The organism is Bacillus sp. 005/A4HT-01/001 (genome assembly GCF_004634445.1).
Taxonomy (GTDB): Bacteria; Bacillota; Bacilli; order Bacillales; family Bacillaceae; genus Bacillus; species Bacillus altitudinis.
In genome coordinates this window covers 542,326-559,320 of sequence record NZ_SEIZ01000002.1, presented here as the reverse complement: position 1 = coordinate 559,320, position 16,995 = coordinate 542,326, and the positions used below count along the sequence as shown (strand labels likewise).

Here is a 16,995-nt window from a genome sequence, read left to right as displayed (position 1 = left end):
GAGCTATTGCCCCCATGAGTCTTTTTATTTTCTTTCAAAAACTAGCACTGGATTCCGTGCAGCCTTTGTTTCATCCATTCGTTTCACAACGGTTGTATGTGGTGCTTCCTGTACGATTTCTGGGTTCTCTTCCGCTTCTTTTGCGATTTGAATCATCGCTTCAATAAATGCATCGAGGGTTTCTTTTGATTCTGTTTCAGTTGGTTCAATCATGATACATTCCTCTACATTTAGCGGGAAGTAAATTGTTGGCGGATGATAGCCAAAATCAAGTAATCGTTTGGCAATATCAAGTGTCCGCACACCTAGTTTCTTTTGGCGTTTACCTGAAAGGACAAATTCATGCTTACAGTGACGGTCAAATGGCAAATCATAATGAGCACATAAGCGGCGCATCATATAGTTTGCATTCAACACCGCATGATCAGTTACAGCCTTTAAGCCGTCTGGTCCCATAGAGCGGATATACGCATACGCTCTGACATTGATACCAAAGTTCCCATAGAACGGTTTCACACGGCCAATGGATTCTGGACGATCGTAATCAAAGAAATAACGACCTTCTTTCTTCACAAGCACTGGCTTTGGCAAATATGGAATCAAATCCTTTTTCACGCCAACTGGACCTGAACCAGGGCCTCCTCCTCCGTGTGGACCTGTAAAGGTTTTATGAAGATTTAAGTGAACCACATCAAATCCCATATCCCCCGGTCTTGCTCTGCTTAATACGGCATTTAAGTTCGCTCCATCATAATAAAGCTTCCCGCCTGCTCCGTGGACGATTTCAGCCATTTCTAAAATATTTTCTTCAAAAAGGCCGAGTGTATTTGGATTTGTGAGCATGAGCGCCGCCGTTTCTTCATTGACAACACGGCGCAGGTCATCTAAATCGACAAGCCCATGTTCATTAGATGCCACCGTAATCGTTTCAAATCCAGCTACTGTTGCAGATGCGGGATTTGTTCCATGAGCAGAATCAGGCACGATGACTTTTGTTCGTTTATGATCTCCTCTTGCTTCATGGTATGCACGAATCATCATGAGCCCCGTCCATTCGCCATGTGCTCCTGCCGCAGGCTGTAATGTCACAGCGTCCATTCCTGTAATTTCTTCTAAATGGTCACCTAAATCATAAAGTAACTCTAATGCACCTTGCACAGTGTCTGCCTCTTGAAGTGGATGCACATGCGAGAAGCCTGCAAGACGTGCCACCTTTTCGTTAATCTTTGGATTATATTTCATCGTACAAGAGCCTAGAGGATAAAAGCCAGAATCGACCCCGTGATTACGCCTAGATAATGCTGTGTAGTGACGCATAATATCCAGTTCAGAAACCTCTGGCAGCTCCGCATCTTCATGGCGGATATACGCTTCATCAAATAAATCTGGGAGCTTCTCCTCAGGTACGTCTAAATCAGGCAGGCTGTAACCAATTCTTCCTTCTTTGGATAATTCAAAAATAAGCGGCTGATCTTGTTTATTCATGACGATCCCCCAATTCCTTGATGAACGTATCAATTTCTTCTTTTGTTCTTAGTTCTGTCACAGCGACGAGCATATGCTGCTGAAGCTCTGAATAATCCCGTCCCAAGTCATATCCACCGATGATTCCTTTTTCAAGCAATCGCTCATTCGCTTCTTTCACAGGTTCATTCAGTTTCAACACAAATTCATTAAAATGAGCGCCCTCTATTTCAGCCTGTAACCCATGTTTTTCTGCCTGCGTCTTGGCATAATGGGCCTTTTGTACGTTTTGATAGGCAATGTCTTTGATACCTGTTTTCCCAAGCGCCGTCATTGCAACAGAAGCGGCTAACGCATTTAATGCTTGGTTTGAACAAATATTTGAAGTCGCTTTGTCTCTTCGGATATGCTGCTCTCGCGCTTGAAGGGTCAGCACAAATCCTCGCACACCGTTCTCGTCTTCTGTTTGCCCGACTAAACGCCCCGGCACTTTCCGCATTAATTTTTTCGTCACAGCGAAATATCCACAATGAGGTCCGCCAAATGCAGCTGGAATGCCAAATGGCTGCGCATCACCAACGACAATATCTGCCCCAAGCTTTCCTGGTGGTGTCAGTAAACCAAGTGCAAGCGGGTTGCTTGAGACGATGAATAAACTTTTCCCTTTATGTGCAATCGGTTCAATGTCTTTTAACGGTTCAACAACACCGAAGAAGTTTGGGTATTGTACAAGGACCGCTGCTGTTTCGTCGCAGACGGCTTCTTCTAATGCAGCTAGATCGGTCTGACCTTTTCGCGCAGGTACCTCGACGACTTCAATATGCTGACCTTTCGCATATGTTTTCAGCACCGCTCTTGATTCAGGATGAACCGTCTCAGATACCACAATCTTTTTCTTCTTTGTATGACCTGCAGCCAGCATCGCTGCTTCAGCTAATGACGTTCCGCCATCATACATCGAGGAATTGGCAAGATCCATACCTGTCAACTCAGCAATCATTGTTTGAAATTCAAAGATTGCTTGCAATTCACCTTGAGAAATTTCAGGCTGATAAGGTGTGTACGCTGTATAAAATTCAGAACGTGAAATCACATGGTCGACAATCACAGGCTGGTAATGATCATACACACCAGCACCTAAAAACGAGGCATAGGCCACTGTATCTTTATTTTTTGCAGCAAGACGAGACAATTCCCGCACTAGCTCTGTTTCAGATGCGGCTTCTTTGATGTTGTATGCACCTTTGAATCTGACTTTCTCTGGGATATCTGAGAAAAGCTCATCAATCGACTGAACACCGATGACATCCAGCATTTCTTTTTGATCTTGCTCTGTTTGCGGCAAATACCTGTGCTTCATCCTCTATTCCTCCTCGTTATTTGGCTCTTTTATAAAATGGTGTGGCGACGATTTTGGCTTTTAGACGTTTTTTACGAACTTGCACTTCCACTTCTGTCCCAAGCTGCGCCTCTGATGTTTCAATCAAGGCAAGCCCAATATTTTTCTTTAATGTTGGAGATTGTGTACCGGTTGTGACTACACCAATCTGCTTATCTCCTGAGAAGACCGGATAGTCTGTCCGCGGAATCCCCTTATCTATCATTTCAATCCCGACAAGCTTTCGCTTCGGTCCTTCTTCTTTTTGTTTTTTAAGTGCATCTTTTCCGATAAAATCTGCTTCTTTATCCGTTTTAACAGCAAAACCAATGCCGCCTTCTAAAGGAGAAATATCCTTCGTGAGCTCTTGACCATAAAGCGGGAGTCTTGCTTCAAATCTTAAGGTGTCACGTGCACCGAGTCCACATGGGATCAGTCCTTTCGGCTGTCCGGCTTCTAATAAAGCGGTCCAAAGGTGAACAGCATCTTCTGACTGGCAGTAGATTTCAAAGCCATCTTCTCCTGTGTAGCCGGTTCTTGATACAAGCACCTCTTTTTGCGCAATGATTGCTTTTGATAAAAACGTAAATGGCTTCAATGACGTTACCTCTTCATCCGCAACACCTTTGATGATGTCAGCAGCAAGAGGTCCTTGAAGGGCTAACAAGGCGGTTTGATCAGAGACATTTTTAATCGAAACGTCTTCCTCACCTTGATGTTTCAGCAGCCAATCCACATCTTTTTCAATATTTGAAGCATTGATCACAAGTAAATAGTTGTTCTTTTCTTTTTGGTAGACGAGCAGATCATCCACCGTTCCGCCATCTTCATAACACATGGCTGTATATAGTGCCTTACCGTCTGTCAGCTTTGACAGATCATTGGTTAATAACCTTTGTAAAAAAGGAAGGGCTCCCTGACCTGTGACTTCCACCTCACCCATGTGAGACACGTCAAACAGCCCTGCTTTTGTTCGAACAGCTTCATGTTCTTCTTTAATGGAAGAAAATTGGACAGGTAATTCCCAGCCCCCGAAGTCAATGGTTTTTGCGCCAAACGTTTCATACGCATGAAAAAGCGGTGTTCGTTTCAACATCAATCGTTTCCCCCTTTTTTCTTACAGTGCACATTACAAGCTGAATTTTCAGAAAAAAATCACAGCAAAAAAGGACAGAGCGCTCCCTTTTATCAAAAAGAAGTCTCTGTCCTTGCACCTGAAAGTTTACAGCACAACATCATTGTGCGTTTTCCCCTTTGGTGGTTTGCTAAAAATCGCTGCGCAAACACTCTCCAGAGTTGCGTCCGGTAAGAGTACTTTTGCCTGAGAGATTCACTGAACCAATTCAGCTTGCTCCTTCGGCGCCTGTCAGTGCAAAATAACCGCTAGGTCTCTCCCCATACCATCATCCGCTCATATTCTTCACCTTTATTGGACATACTATCAAAATGGGTGACTTATTCTCTAGATCACTTACCAACATCCTACCATTAGAAATGGATGAAGAGCAACAGAAAAATCATTAACATTTTTAAAATAATCATTCATTATCGTTCGCTTTTATTGATATATAACATCTTTTAAATCGCTATCAAAAAATGAAGCGTTTAAAAACAGAACGATTTTATCATCACTCTACCAGAAAGGCAGGCGGTCACATTGAATATTCAAACGATATTTGATCAAAAATGGGCAAGTGAATTTCAAAAGCGGCTTACAGCAGACGGTCCCTGGGCGAATTGGGATATGTACCGTTTAGCAGCACAGGTACAAAAAGTGACAGCCATTGATTCATTTGAAGGACTGCAAGCACCTGCGCACCTGCCTGCATTTACTCCTTTAAAACACCAGCTCGAAGTCGCTAGAAGAGTCGTAGAAGAGATGAATGGGAAAGCCATTTTAGCAGATGAAGTGGGTCTTGGAAAAACCGTTGAAGCAGGACTGATTATCAAAGAATACATGATTCGCGGACTTGCCAAAAAGATTCTCATTCTCGTACCCGCCTCCCTTGTGTCCCAATGGGTACAAGAACTGCGGACAAAATTTTACATAGATGCTGTCGAGCAAAAGAAGAGCTATGTGTGGGAGCAGTGCGATGTTGTGGTTTCCTCAATTGATACAGCCAAAAGACAGCCGCATCGAGACACGATCTTATCCATCTCCTACGATATGGTCATTATTGATGAAGCACACAAACTGAAAAACAATAAAACGAAAAACTATGAGTTTGTGAGAAATTTGAATAAAAAGTTCTGCCTACTGCTCACAGCCACACCTATCCAAAATCGGATAGGAGAAATTTTTAATCTCGTCTCTCTGTTGAAGCCAGGCCATTTAGGTAATGAAACACAATTTAAAGACCTCTTTGCCAAAAAAGACCTTCAACTTGAAGACCATGACCGGCTAAAACAGTTAGTCAATAAAGTCATGATTCGGAACCGGAGACAAGACACTGGCATCGAGTGGTCAAAGCGTCATGTGAAGACAATTTCTATTGATTTCTCCCCAACAGAACAAGCATTATATGATGAAATTTGTAAGTTAAAAGAAAACCCTTCCTATACGAAGCACATGTTTTCAATTATGACCTTAGAACGAGAATGCTGTTCGAGCCGTGAGGCCGTCTATATGACCATCAAAAAAATGCAAGAAGAGGAAAAACACATTCTAGGCGCTTCTGCTATGATGCACATCATGGAGAAAATCAACCAGGTAGAACAAAATTCTAAAGCACTTGAAGTCGTTAAACTCATTCAGCAATTAAACGAAAAAGTCATTATATTCACTGAATACCGTGCGACACAAATTTATTTACAATGGTTTCTCCAGCAAAACGGCATCAGTTCGGTCCCTTTTCGAGGCGGGTTTAAACGGAGTAAAAAAGACTGGATGAAAGATTTATTTAGAGAGCGGGCGCAAGTGCTCATCGCGACAGAAGCAGGCGGCGAGGGGATCAACCTTCAGTTTTGCAACCAAATCATCAACTACGACCTTCCGTGGAACCCAATGCGCTTGGAACAAAGAATTGGACGTATTCACCGGCTCGGTCAGGAGCGGGATGTTCACATTTACAATATAGCAACCAGCGGGACAGTCGAAGAACATATTTTAAAACTTTTATATGAAAAAATTCAGCTGTTTGAAAACGTCATTGGCGATCTAGATGATATTTTAACCCGAATTGATATCCAAGATGCTGAAACAGAATTGCATCAGATTCTCTTCCAGCACGAGTCTGACGTAGACATGAAAAAGAAATTAACCCAATTTGCTTCCTATTTAACTGAAGCACAAACACCGCTTTTAGAAGAAAGACAGCAAGGTTCATAAAGGAGAGTTGACCAATGGAGCAGCGCGAGATTCACACATTTCTTCTCCGTTTCTTTCAGGCAAATCAATGCGACATACTTGAAGAAAGTGCAGGGCACCTGACCGTACAACTGACAATCGAAATGGATAAATTGATCATGAACCGCCCTTTTTATTGGCATTGGCTCGAAAAAACGGGAGGCGTACCTGAGCCGCGGCAATTGACTTTGATCACCGATCAAAAAAAAGCTGATGACTCGGTCGAAGGAGAATTTGTCCACTTCGGCTCCCCTCGTTTATTCCAAATATTCGAGGCTGTGAAACAGCAAGGCCGTTTTATTCGGCTGTACGAAAAAGTCAGACCGCTCACAAACAGCCAGATCGCACTGGAGCCGTGGCTTGGTCTCAATGTCAAAATATCCTATCAGGCAGACCGTAAAAAAGATAAACTGCTGTCTCTTGGACTTCATCTAATACGCGGAGAAGTCATCGAACAATTTCAAGAGAAGCTGGAAGCGCGTGAGCTATCGTCTCAAATTCCTGATTATTGCTTCACAATGAGTACGATGATTAAGCCAGAGAGCGGCGTCAAACGGCTTTACAGCCTGATGGAACGTTATGCCAATGAAGAGCCGGATGATTGGGCGGTAAGAGCTGTTCAAAAGTGGAAAGAAGACTCGGAACTTTTAAACCAATTTTATGAAGGGACTTCAGACACATCTGTAGAATATGAAATAGAAAGACAAGCACTTAAAACTTTATACGAACCAAAAATCAGTCTTACGATTGAAAATGGCGGACTTTTTTACTTACAGCAAAAAAGAGGAGGCTGACTTAGCGAGTCTCCCTCCCTTTCATGTGATATCAAATTTTCGATCAATCAAAAGCAACGTTTGTCTGTTTGTATTGGGCGGAAACATGACGCAAGCAATCTATGAGGTCTTATCACCTGTGTTTTTCCATTTCATGCGTTAAGTGCCTGAAATACACGATTCAGTATTTTAGGAGGGTATTTGTATGGAAAAGAAAACGAAGTTATTAGACAGTGAATGGGTTCAATTATTACGCGAAGCGCGCAAAGCAGGACTAACAGTAGAAGAAGTCCGTCATTTTCTCAAATCACGCGAAAAGTCCTCTGAGTCTCCCCCTATGGCAAGAAGTCATTCTATCAAACCTTTCTGAATGTGCTATAATATCGAAAGGAAGGTGATGACATTGATTGGCCAGCGTATTAAACAATACCGCAATGAAAAAGGCTACTCACTATCAGAACTGGCCGAAAAGGCTGGGGTAGCGAAGTCTTATTTAAGTTCAATAGAAAGAAACTTGCAAACAAACCCCTCCATTCAATTTCTTGAAAAAGTCTCCGCTGTTCTGGACGTCTCGGTTCATACACTGTTAAACGAAAATGATGAAACCGAATACGATGGTCAATTAGATAGTGAATGGGAAAAACTAGTTCGAGATGCAATGACATCAGGGGTTTCGAAAAAGCAATTTCGTGAATTTTTAGATTATCAAATCTGGAAAAAAAAGCAAGAAGAGGAGTAATGCGCATATTTTAGCGCATACTCCTCCAATTGCTATGCAGATCTTGTTATCAGTCTAAAGACTGACTTTATTTTTTATCTTCGCTGTGTGCTTTTTCGTTTTCTTTCACGTAGCCTTTTTCATCCGTATGCTTTTTTGGATTGATCGTTAAACCATTCCACTGAGTCGCTTCGAAGGAAAGATCAACTTGAATCGCATCGCCTTGGTATTTATTTTGGATATAGTTACCCGCTTTATCCTTCGTCTGGTCATTGACAAATTCAATGATCATTTCCATTTTATCGTAATCAAACGGATTCTTTGGAATGCCGTCATACTCTGGAGCTGTTGATCCATCAACGGTGGCAACATTAATTTTACCACTTTCATGTAAAAACTTCTCATCGACGGCATGACGAAGCTTTTCAAATGCGGTCTGATCCTGCTTTGACGTTAATAGATGCAGGTCAAGCAGGTTTGCATGGTCTAAAATAATATTTTTCGGGTATCCATTCCCACCTTCGGCTCCAACCGTTAGAACACTCACCTGAAATTGGCTGAGGAATTCTTCAGCTGTATTCTTCCCGCCATTTTTCGCTGATGTTCCATCTTGAAACTGGCTATAATCAAGACTCATCAGCACTTGATTAATTGCAAGAGACCCTTTATTTTCAAAATTAAATTCCTTCTTTATACGGTCACCGGGTTTTATGTTCGCAAGGTTGATGGCGCCGGAATTCTCTTTTGCAGATAGATTCAGCTCTCCTGTAGAGTAGACCGCGTTTGCCGTCTCAACATCATTAAATGCAGCCCATGTTCCCCCTCCAATTAAAGCAAGACCTAATGCTCCTGATAAAACACCTAAACGAATTGATTTTTTCATTGCCATGATTGAACCCCCTAATAAATTGTTTTATTGAAACCTGATTTAGGTTACAAACGAAAATTTATGCTTGTTCCTCTGACATATGTAACTCAGCCGTATGTCTTCTATGTTTGGCAGCACCAACAAAATGAATGGTTGAATAAACAAGCAGCATCACCCCTGGAATAATGAGCAAAAGAGCGGTCCCAGCAGAAGTTCCTGCATACGAAAGAAGCTTTCCTGCATAAGGAATGTTCACTCCCGTATACTGCGCAGTCACTTGATTCGCTTTGACGAGCGTGCCGTCTTGATACATATTGTGGTCTCCTTTTGTCTCAAAGGCTGTATTTACTCCTTTTCCTTTCACCCCAACAATGCGGTGAGTCACAAAGGATTGGTCTTGCTTCGTTTGAAACGTAATAATATCCCCTTTTTTGAGTGTTTCAGGTGAGGTGACATGTTTCACGACAATCAATGAACCAGTCGAAAATTCAGGTTCCATTGATCCAGATAATACTTGCTTGAACTCATAACCAAAAATCTGAGGATCTCCTCCTGTTGTTCTTGATGACAACACGACAATAATACACACAATCATCATCGTGAAGACCAGCGCGTAAAGAATACTCCCAGACATTTTCATCCACTTTTTCATACCTTTCTCCCCTTTACATATCATGTTTCATTCAAAAGACTAGTCCCCTTTAGGACACCTTTTCTTGACAATTCGAAAGCTGCATATGTCGAGACGTAAAGAATGGCTTTTCAGAACCACCAAACCCTTTAGGATAATAGATTTTAAACACATAGATTCCATTTGTTTTTGCTTTAACTGACGTGACAGTCGTCGTTTCTTCTGATGAGAGGGACTGTATAGCACCTTTTTCAATAACATGGCCATCTTGTAATGGCATCTGAACACTCTCTACTTTATGTAGTTCCCACTTCCATTCAGAGTGCGCGATGGGTTGTCCAATATTTTTTAGTGACATGCTCAGCTTTTGAGGCGCACAGACTGTCCCCTCAATGATCGTTTGATCGATCAGTTTCAAATGGCTTCTATCCCATTTCTTCGGCTGGCAATGCTGATCTGTCTCTTCGAAATTTTCACATGTTTTCATGACAAAATTCGAATGCTCAACATCGTTAAAAGAAGCATTAGTAGACGTAATAAAAAAAGAAGTGAAAATCAAACAAATAGCACAAAATAGTACAAAGAGCGGCTGTTTCATTGAATCTTTCAACTCCTTGAACAATTGTTCTTTAAAAAGAACGATTACACTCAGTATAAGGAATTACCTATAAAATCCAAAACGTCAAATTAGTCCATTTTGTTCTTAAACAAGAACATTACCGAGAAAATTCTTCCATTTTCTCATTCTTTCGCCATATTCAATATTTTTTTCTGTGACATTTGTACTTCTTAAAAATTTACATAAAAGTGCAGGATTTGGTCAGGATAATAATTGGTGAGGTGATGTTAGTTGAATTATAGAAGAATCATGATCATGCTCAGTTTACTGTTAAGCCCTTTGATCCAAAGCGCCCATCTAGCGGAGGCAAAAGGAATCACTGTTGCCGCAGATCAATGGGAAACAAGGGCAGTCAAAGAAGCAAAAAAACGGTATCCGTTAGCACATGTTTTATTCAAACAAAAAGTGTGGGATCGGCACCGGGAGAAAGAATCCGTGAAGCAATATCATATTACGTTGAAAGATCAGGCCAAAGAATTTGGGGTATATGTCACCATTTCCTATAACCCTTACTCGAACAAGGTCAATAAAGTCATTGTTGTGGAAGAATACAGCTAAAATGGCATTAAAAAAACCGCCTGCTGGCGGCTTTTTACTTTTGTCGATGACGTTTTTTTAGCATCATTGAAAAGCCAAAAGGCAGAACACCGAATAAACGCTGAGAAAATGGTGGTTTCGTCTCCATTTTTTCCTGTTTATGTTCTTTCCGCTCGTCACGTGGTGTATTCATATATTTAATAATTTCCTGCGTCATATATTTTACATAATCATTTGTCTTCATCGAACACTCACCTCTTCTTCCTTAAAGTGTTACCAAGAATAGTATCGTTTTATACACTCGCTAATAAGTGCTGATCCATTGATTGATTTCTCCTGTCTCCTTATTCATCTCTAGTTCCCGCTCGTCAGTTACACCACCCTTTGTCTCGATGTTAACCAAGAGGCGGACTAGCTTTTTTCTGTCATCACACCCAATTCGCTTCAACGTCACTCGACCTTCTTCTGTGAAAATTGGGCTCAATGGCTGATCACAAATACGATTTAATTTGTTTGCAGCTTCACTTAGACCTAAACGAAATAACTGCTGTTTTTGATAAAAAGAAATCGTGAGCTCTGCACTTTTCAACTCTTTTTGAAACCCAATGGTCATTGAGCCTAGAATCAATAAAAATAAAAGAATGACAGCAAGTACGTGAGGATAAATAAACCCGTCTTCTCTTTTCACGTTTTAGGAATCACTCCTTTGTAAGTGAAAAAAACAGCTTCATGTACTTGACCAAATACATCTGTGACTTGGAGAGTGGTGGTTTGCTCTTTTGTTCTTACATGGAATTGTTTCACCTTTTGTAATAAAGGGAGATGGCCTGCCTGATCCGTTCGTTTACGAAGCATCTCTTGATACGGCTCAATCGTCACCACTCGCCCTTGATTAGAAATATACTCCAGTGCTGTTCCATTTTTCACCGCTCTTACAGCGACAGCACAATTTAGATCCTCCTCTAATTGCAGGACCGTTTGTTTCCACTCCATTTGCGAAAATTTGTTGATTTCTGCAAACGGATGAGCTTTTTCAACAATTGATAAAAGCAGCATGCAGCCAAAAGAAAGCAGCAAAAATAGCTGCAATTGCCATATTGCTTGAGCGAGTGTAAAGCCTTGTTCATCGCTCCAAATGTCGAAAGCAAATCGTCTTCTTTTTTTGTACTTTGTATGAAACACATCCCTTCTCCTGACCCCAAATGAATTCATATGTGATCTGGCCTCGTTTCTTTGTACTTGTTTTCTTTTGACCTTCTATAAAAGCTTTATTCATATACTCATGTAAAATTTGATAAGCTTCCAGTTTGGCTCTTAATTCTTCTTTCCCTATTGTCAGTTTTTCAAAGGATGGCACGAGCACAAGAGCAGCAAATAGAAAGAGGTGGCAAGAAAAGAGCATCTCAAACGTACTAAATCCTTTATTGTTGCTGAACATGAATCCGCCCGCTCCCTAAGTAAATCGTGAGTTTATATATTTGACTGCCAAATTGAACAATGAGAGAACCGCCGCTATTTGGATGTCCGTTTTTATTAAAGTGAAGGCCTTTTTGAAATGTGGATTGCTTGATGGTGCCTTTTTTATGTGGATTAGAAGCAATGATCTGCTCACTATTCTGCTCGATGACTTGATAAGATACATTGGTCGGGTGAAACTCAACAGTTACTCGTGTTTTTTTAATAAATGCAGTATAAGATGCCAATTGAAGATCTTGTTTTAGCAAGTTCACTTGCTTTTTTGCTTCAGCACTTTCTAATATTTTGGGAACTTTTCCACCTATTATCGATAATAAGATAGAGAAAATCATGACGATCAAGAGCTGCTCAATGAGTGTAAATCCTTTCTCCTGGAAAAGCGATTTATTCATTTTTCACATCCCCATTTTGAATGAAAATTGCCTTTCCATTCGGACAAGTTAATCCCTTTTTGACATAGCCTTCTTTTTCTAATTCAGCTAAAGATGGCGTCTTGCCATCATGCTCTAATTCATATGCCATTACCTGTGTACTCACCATTGATTTCAGCCCTTCACAGCCCTTTGCTTGAATGCTTTGATGATGCCGAGTGATATTTGGAATGGTGATCAATAAAAGAATGGAGATCACAAGCATGACAATTAACATTTCTAACAGTGTAAATCCTTTATCATTCATGCCTTTGTCCTCCCTTTTCACACTTGTTCCATTAGTTGATACATTGGTAAAAGAATAGATAAATACACAATGAGTATAAGAAATGCTGTTAAGCCATAGATGACAGGCTGCAGCCATGAAACCCATTTTTCAATTTTCAATTCTGCATTCTCTAAAAGAAATTGACTATATGTGTACATTTCTCTTGCTAGCATCCCACTTGCTTCCCCATGCTTAATGACAGCCGCAAAATGCCTTTCGAAAAAAGGAGACCGGCTTATTTGATGTTCCATACTCTCACCTTTTCTTAACTCTCCTATCATTTGTTCAGACATTTCTTGAAGGAAGGGTAAATAGGTCTGCTGTTTAAAAGCTTGCAAACTTTCGTAAATCGATAACCCAGCTTGAAGAAGTCCGCTTAGCTGAAGGGAAAAAAGATACGTATGCATCAGCTGCACCCCTTTAAATACCACCGGCAGCCTGCTGATGACTTTCAGTTTCTCAAGGGTCGATTTTTTCTTAAAAAAGAGCTCATAATATCCAAAAAGACAGATACATATACAACCGATCATGAGCAGCAAAGCGTGTAGGAATTGGAAGAGGCCAAACATTCCTTGAATGAGCCATGACATGCTTGTATTCATAGATGAATATAATAAAGAAAATTGAGGAACGATCATTTGCTGAACAATGATGAGCACAACAAAAACCGTAAACATAAGAAAAATTGGATATCGTAACATACGTTTGAATGTCTCTACCTGCATGATTTTTTTCTCTAGAAAACGGGCGCTTTGTTCAAGAGCTCGCGCTAGGCTGCCATGTTTCTCTGAAAAACAAAGAATAGCGACGGCTTCCCGCTGAAAATGAAGTCGCTCAAGTACAACATAAAAAGGCTCCCCTTCAAGCAGCCACTGAATGCCTGACGTTAATCTCTGCTGCTGTTTTTTTGATAACTGAATATTCATCATCGTTAGTGCATCAACCAATGTATATCCAGCTTGAATCAACTGAGCCAGTTTCGATAAGAATTCAGCTTGTTCTTTTTTAGACCAGGCTTTAGAGGTTCGCTTCTTCATAAACCCAGCGATGATATGTGCTTTTTGATAAATAGCCGAGTGCCACTCCTTTCCGAATTAATCTTTGCAGTGTTTCGTATGACGAATGAGCGTATTCACCTTTTGCCTCTTTGATACACTCACCAAGCTCCTTTCCGTAAAGCAATTCAAATACATTTGTTCGTCTGACTGGCCGATTTAGTTTGCAATAAAGCTCACACGTTTCGCCGCAAAATGGACATGCGAGTTCGATTAACCGCTGAGCAGCAATGGCAACCATTGTTTGTTCGAGTTCATTCATCGTCACACCAAATTCGAGCATTCGATAAAGAGCTCCTTTTGCATTCTTTGCGTGCAGTGTGCTCATGACTAAATGACCTGTCAAAGCTGCTCTAATAGCTGTTCGGGCTGTTTCCGTATCTCTGATTTCTCCAAGCACAATCATATCTGGATCATGTCTTAAAATAGCGCGTAAACCTGCCGCATACGTGATACCAGCTTTTTCATTTACTTGAACCTGCAGCACTTCTTCATTTCTTGTTTCCACAGGATCTTCAAGGGTAATAATATTTCGATTAAAATGTTTTTTGGCAAACTGGATCAATGAATAAAGTGTTGTCGTTTTCCCTGAATTTGTTGGTCCAGTAAATAAAATGAGCCCATGCGAATGATTCAGAAACGATAATAATCTCGCTGAAGCCTTCGGGAACAGTGACAAATACTTTGTTTTCGGCACATGATCCTGCGGTAAAATCCGAATCACTAAACTTTCATCATTTACAGTCGGTAATGTAGAAAGCCGAACAAACACTTGACCGTGTCTTAGCATCACAGCCAATGACCCATTTTGTGGTCTCCTTCTTTCACCAATATCCATAGAAGATAAAAATTTGAAATGAGCAATGAGCCGCTCTCCACTCTTTTTGTCAATGATTCGCTGCTGAATGAGGTCAGCGTCTACACGAAAAGAGACTGAAGCTTCCTTTTCTCTCGGAACAATATGCACATCAGATGCTCTCATTCGGCACGCCTCTTCTAACAGCTCTTGCCCCAAATATTCAATACCATACAAGTGATTCACTCCTTTCAGTGAACCTATTGTATGATGGAGAAACATGCCTGACAAAAGTGTATTTCATGATTTTCATGACTAAAAAGGTGTGAAAATGTTCAATTTGAGGTGTATTTCATCTATAAATAACAGAAGGACATATCAAAAAATTTGACTTTTACAACAACTGATTCCGTTCAGAGGAGAAAATAAAAAAGAAGTGCTATTGGCACCTCTTTTTGATGATTATTTCATTTGGTTCTTTCATTATGGATGATCTGTTACAAGGAGGTGTCTCCAAATTTAATCCTCCTTAATAGATTACTGATTTGAAGATAAAGAATATCCTTTCGTGTCTGATTTATGGGTAAAAAAAGAGACCAAATCTGTATGCGAATTGGTCATCTCATTCATATGCTCATTATATTGTTTATCCTTTTCAACGGACCCGTTACTTTTACTAGTAACATTTTTTGGTTCACGTTGCTTCTTGCTGCTCTTCAAAGATGCGAAATCCTCTTTTTTCTAAAGCTTTTGCAAGGCTGTGTTCAGTATTTACTTTTGAGAAATCAATGCCGAGTTTCACTACAGTTTGAGCGATTTCTGGGCGAATGCCTGATATAATCGTCTCAATTCCTAGCAACTTCGCACTATCAACCACTTTAAACAGCTGATAAGCAACCATCGTATCAACAACAGGAACGCCAGATATATCAATAAATAAATGGGTTAGACGCAGTCTAGATGCCTGTTCTAGTACTGATTCCAAAATGATTTTCGCCCGGTACGTATCAATTTCACCAATCAGCGGTAAAATACCGATCTCTTTTGAAACTGGAATAACAGGCGCACTAAGCTCTTGAATCATTTCTCTTTGTGCATTAAGCTGATTGATTGTCACGCGGTCATACTCTTCTGATAAACGCGCAATCATGTCATCAAATGTGGCGTGAAAATGCTGATTCCAATCGCACACATCTTTGAGCGTCACTTCAAGCTCTGTTTGTTGTGTAAAGGTCTCAATTCTGGAACAAAAAATGTGGCGGAACACCTTAAATTGTCCGATGATTTCATATAAAGGTACTTCATGAACAGCTCGATCGCGGGCAATATCAACTGACCACTTTTTTAGATGATCTTCTACTTTATCTGATAGCGTGACTAACGTTGCTGCAATCGTTTGGATAAATGCTGTGTTTTGTTCTTTCAGCTTCTTTTCTGTCTCCTCTGAAGCATGTTTGGAATATAATGAGCCTTCTTCTGTTCTTGTTTTCAGCCATTCTTCGGTCATGACAGGGGCTTCTTTAAGAATAAATTCATATAAATGCTCAGATTTTTCATTTTTCATTTCTGTCGTTCGCTCCTTTTTCACTTACAACTAGTGACAACCAACTTTTTATGTATAAATGACCGCAGATGGTGAACAATAGCATTACACGTTTCATAATGGGCTATAGCCAAGTGGTAAGGCAATGGACTTTGACTCCGTGATCGTTGGTTCGAACCCAGCTAGCCCAGTTCAGCACAAAAACGAAGACGGCTGAAACATCATTCAGCTGATCTTCGTTTTTGATTAGGAAACCGATTGATGAATCGCTTTCTTTTTTGAAATTTTCATGAGTTCTCCTGGATTATAGCCGACCACTAATTTATTTCCATCAATGATAATAGGTCTCCGGAGCAGCTTTGGTTTTTCAATGAGAAGCTGAAGTACCTCATTTACTTTTAGATCATTAATATTTAAATTTAAGCTTTTAAAAGCTTGGCTTCGAGTAGCTAAAATTTCATCCATTCCTTCTGTTGTTAAGGAAAGGATTTTTTTCAATTCGTCTAGAGTTGGCGTTTCTCTGAAAAGGTGACGCTCTTTAAAATCAATTTGATTCGCCTTTAACCAATGTTTTGTTTTGCGGCAAGACGTGCAGCTTGGGTATGAATAAAAAGTAATGTCACTCATTAGTCTTCCTCCTTAGGTCGTTAACCTTTTCTCTTATGGACTAAGTACCCTCATAAATTTAGGCATAAACACTTTTTCATCACTTTTTCAAAAAAATTTTTTCTAACGAAAGAATGAATGTTCACACGTTGTCAAAAATGTAAATGTTTACATAACAAGTGATCATCAGCTATAATATGAATCAAAGGGGTTTTTTAAGGGGAGGGAAAGAAATGAATCGCATGTTCCGCGTTCTTGGGTTTTGGACGGGTATTTTTGCTGTCATGTTCTATTTAGGACATATGAAAGATGCATCCTTGCTGTTCTTCGGTCAAACCGTTCTTTTTGTATTTTTATCCTACTTGAATTTATCCGAAAGAATGTATATTTACATTTTCGGAGCGTACTTGACGATTTTCTTTGCCGGATTTACATATTATTCGATTTTCATCATGGTTCCCGGTACCGGACATTAATAGAAAAAAG

The 16,995-nt window shown here is 40.3% G+C and carries 22 protein-coding genes, 1 tRNA gene and 2 riboswitches; of the genes, 7 read left to right on the top strand and 16 right to left on the bottom strand.

The window, feature by feature from the left end; genetic code table 11:
• Positions 1 to 24: 24 nt before the first annotated feature.
• Genes gcvPB through gcvT form a run of 3 tightly spaced genes read right to left on the bottom strand, consistent with a single transcriptional unit; the run spans position 25 to position 3,938 of the window.
• Complete coding sequence (gene gcvPB, locus ES896_RS08520) at positions 25 to 1,485, bottom strand: aminomethyl-transferring glycine dehydrogenase subunit GcvPB (protein WP_039964018.1); 1,461 nt, start codon at positions 1,483 to 1,485, stop codon at positions 25 to 27.
• Positions 1,478 to 2,824 carry an aminomethyl-transferring glycine dehydrogenase subunit GcvPA gene (gcvPA, locus tag ES896_RS08515; RefSeq protein ID WP_048001391.1) on the bottom strand — a complete coding sequence of 449 codons (1,347 nt, stop codon included), beginning with the start codon at positions 2,822 to 2,824 and terminating at the stop codon, positions 1,478 to 1,480. The genes gcvPB and gcvPA overlap by 8 nt, the downstream gene beginning before the upstream one ends.
• Before the next feature lie 16 nt (positions 2,825 to 2,840).
• Positions 2,841 to 3,938: a glycine cleavage system aminomethyltransferase GcvT gene (gcvT, locus tag ES896_RS08510; protein WP_017357975.1), complete on the bottom strand. Its 1,098-nt coding sequence runs from the start codon at positions 3,936 to 3,938 to the stop codon at positions 2,841 to 2,843.
• Positions 3,939 to 4,042: 104 nt separating this feature from the next.
• Positions 4,043 to 4,138, bottom strand: a riboswitch (glycine riboswitch).
• A 3-nt stretch (positions 4,139 to 4,141) separates the two neighbouring features.
• A riboswitch (glycine riboswitch) is annotated at positions 4,142 to 4,249 on the bottom strand.
• Positions 4,250 to 4,499: 250 nt separating this feature from the next.
• Here gcvT and ES896_RS08505 point away from each other — a divergent pair.
• From ES896_RS08505 to sinR, 4 genes are all read left to right on the top strand, one after another.
• Positions 4,500 to 6,170: a DEAD/DEAH box helicase gene (locus ES896_RS08505; protein ID WP_135226707.1), complete on the top strand. Its 1,671-nt coding sequence runs from the start codon at positions 4,500 to 4,502 to the stop codon at positions 6,168 to 6,170.
• Between the two features lie 14 nt (positions 6,171 to 6,184).
• Positions 6,185 to 6,982: a YqhG family protein gene (locus tag ES896_RS08500; protein ID WP_019743007.1), complete on the top strand. Its 798-nt coding sequence runs from the start codon at positions 6,185 to 6,187 to the stop codon at positions 6,980 to 6,982.
• Positions 6,983 to 7,166: 184 nt separating this feature from the next.
• The gene (locus tag ES896_RS08495) at positions 7,167 to 7,331 is read left to right on the top strand and encodes an anti-repressor SinI family protein (protein ID WP_008342197.1); all 165 of its coding nucleotides are present in this window, start codon (positions 7,167 to 7,169) and stop codon (positions 7,329 to 7,331) included.
• 33 nt (positions 7,332 to 7,364) lie between these two features.
• Positions 7,365 to 7,700, top strand: coding sequence for a transcriptional regulator SinR (gene sinR / locus ES896_RS08490; RefSeq protein ID WP_017357978.1), 336 nt, complete (start codon positions 7,365 to 7,367; stop codon positions 7,698 to 7,700).
• A gap of 67 nt (positions 7,701 to 7,767) precedes the next feature.
• Here the strand turns inward: sinR and tasA are convergent, their stop codons facing one another.
• From tasA to tapA, 3 genes are read right to left on the bottom strand one after another with little or no spacing between them, the layout of a single operon-like run.
• Complete coding sequence (gene tasA / locus ES896_RS08485) at positions 7,768 to 8,568, bottom strand: biofilm matrix protein TasA (RefSeq protein WP_008342195.1); 801 nt, start codon at positions 8,566 to 8,568, stop codon at positions 7,768 to 7,770.
• A gap of 58 nt (positions 8,569 to 8,626) precedes the next feature.
• Positions 8,627 to 9,199, bottom strand: coding sequence for a signal peptidase I SipW (sipW, locus tag ES896_RS08480; RefSeq protein WP_008342194.1), 573 nt, complete (start codon positions 9,197 to 9,199; stop codon positions 8,627 to 8,629).
• Positions 9,200 to 9,248: 49 nt separating this feature from the next.
• Complete coding sequence (gene tapA, locus ES896_RS08475; RefSeq protein ID WP_135226706.1) at positions 9,249 to 9,776, bottom strand: amyloid fiber anchoring/assembly protein TapA; 528 nt, start codon at positions 9,774 to 9,776, stop codon at positions 9,249 to 9,251.
• A 252-nt stretch (positions 9,777 to 10,028) separates the two neighbouring features.
• On the opposite strand from tapA, the gene ES896_RS08470 reads away from it, so the two are divergent.
• The gene (locus ES896_RS08470; protein WP_019743005.1) at positions 10,029 to 10,355 is read left to right on the top strand and encodes a DUF3889 domain-containing protein; all 327 of its coding nucleotides are present in this window, start codon (positions 10,029 to 10,031) and stop codon (positions 10,353 to 10,355) included.
• Between the two features lie 34 nt (positions 10,356 to 10,389).
• Here ES896_RS08470 and ES896_RS08465 read toward each other — a convergent pair whose 3' ends face one another.
• From ES896_RS08465 to ES896_RS08425, 9 genes are all read right to left on the bottom strand, one after another.
• Positions 10,390 to 10,578 carry a YqzE family protein gene (locus ES896_RS08465; RefSeq protein WP_008360237.1) on the bottom strand — a complete coding sequence of 63 codons (189 nt, stop codon included), beginning with the start codon at positions 10,576 to 10,578 and terminating at the stop codon, positions 10,390 to 10,392.
• A 60-nt stretch (positions 10,579 to 10,638) separates the two neighbouring features.
• Positions 10,639 to 11,022: a competence type IV pilus minor pilin ComGG gene (locus tag ES896_RS08460; protein WP_008342190.1), complete on the bottom strand. Its 384-nt coding sequence runs from the start codon at positions 11,020 to 11,022 to the stop codon at positions 10,639 to 10,641.
• Positions 11,019 to 11,516 carry a competence type IV pilus minor pilin ComGF gene (gene comGF, locus ES896_RS08455; RefSeq protein ID WP_019743636.1) on the bottom strand — a complete coding sequence of 166 codons (498 nt, stop codon included), beginning with the start codon at positions 11,514 to 11,516 and terminating at the stop codon, positions 11,019 to 11,021. Before comGF ends, ES896_RS08460 begins: the two co-directional genes overlap by 4 nt.
• Entirely contained in the window at positions 11,458 to 11,736 is a 279-nt protein-coding gene (comGE, locus tag ES896_RS20395) for a competence type IV pilus minor pilin ComGE (protein ID WP_268438649.1), read from the bottom strand. Before comGE ends, comGF begins: the two co-directional genes overlap by 59 nt.
• A 19-nt stretch (positions 11,737 to 11,755) precedes the next feature.
• A complete protein-coding gene (gene comGD, locus ES896_RS08445; protein WP_035702770.1) occupies positions 11,756 to 12,202 on the bottom strand; it encodes a competence type IV pilus minor pilin ComGD in 447 nt (148 codons plus the stop codon).
• Positions 12,195 to 12,488 (bottom strand): competence type IV pilus major pilin ComGC, encoded by a 294-nt coding sequence (comGC, locus tag ES896_RS08440; protein ID WP_008342186.1) that lies wholly within the window; start codon positions 12,486 to 12,488, stop codon positions 12,195 to 12,197. Before comGC ends, comGD begins: the two co-directional genes overlap by 8 nt.
• Positions 12,489 to 12,505: 17 nt before the next feature.
• Entirely contained in the window at positions 12,506 to 13,546 is a 1,041-nt protein-coding gene (gene comGB / locus ES896_RS08435; RefSeq protein ID WP_135226705.1) for a competence type IV pilus assembly protein ComGB, read from the bottom strand.
• Entirely contained in the window at positions 13,527 to 14,597 is a 1,071-nt protein-coding gene (gene comGA / locus ES896_RS08430) for a competence type IV pilus ATPase ComGA (protein WP_135226704.1), read from the bottom strand. Before comGA ends, comGB begins: the two co-directional genes overlap by 20 nt.
• 457 nt (positions 14,598 to 15,054) lie before the next feature.
• Complete coding sequence (locus tag ES896_RS08425; protein WP_135226703.1) at positions 15,055 to 15,924, bottom strand: STAS domain-containing protein; 870 nt, start codon at positions 15,922 to 15,924, stop codon at positions 15,055 to 15,057.
• A gap of 99 nt (positions 15,925 to 16,023) precedes the next feature.
• Here ES896_RS08425 and ES896_RS08420 point away from each other — a divergent pair.
• Positions 16,024 to 16,094: transfer RNA gene (locus tag ES896_RS08420), tRNA-Gln, on the top strand.
• 55 nt (positions 16,095 to 16,149) lie between these two features.
• Here ES896_RS08420 and ES896_RS08415 read toward each other — a convergent pair.
• Positions 16,150 to 16,530, bottom strand: coding sequence for a Spx/MgsR family RNA polymerase-binding regulatory protein (locus ES896_RS08415; RefSeq protein WP_007501232.1), 381 nt, complete (start codon positions 16,528 to 16,530; stop codon positions 16,150 to 16,152).
• A gap of 212 nt (positions 16,531 to 16,742) precedes the next feature.
• Between ES896_RS08415 and ES896_RS08410 the strand changes: the two genes are divergently transcribed.
• On the top strand, positions 16,743 to 16,985 hold the full coding sequence (locus ES896_RS08410; protein ID WP_003217440.1) for a DUF2626 domain-containing protein: 243 nt from the start codon (positions 16,743 to 16,745) through the stop codon (positions 16,983 to 16,985).
• The last annotated feature ends 10 nt before the right edge of the window (positions 16,986 to 16,995 follow it).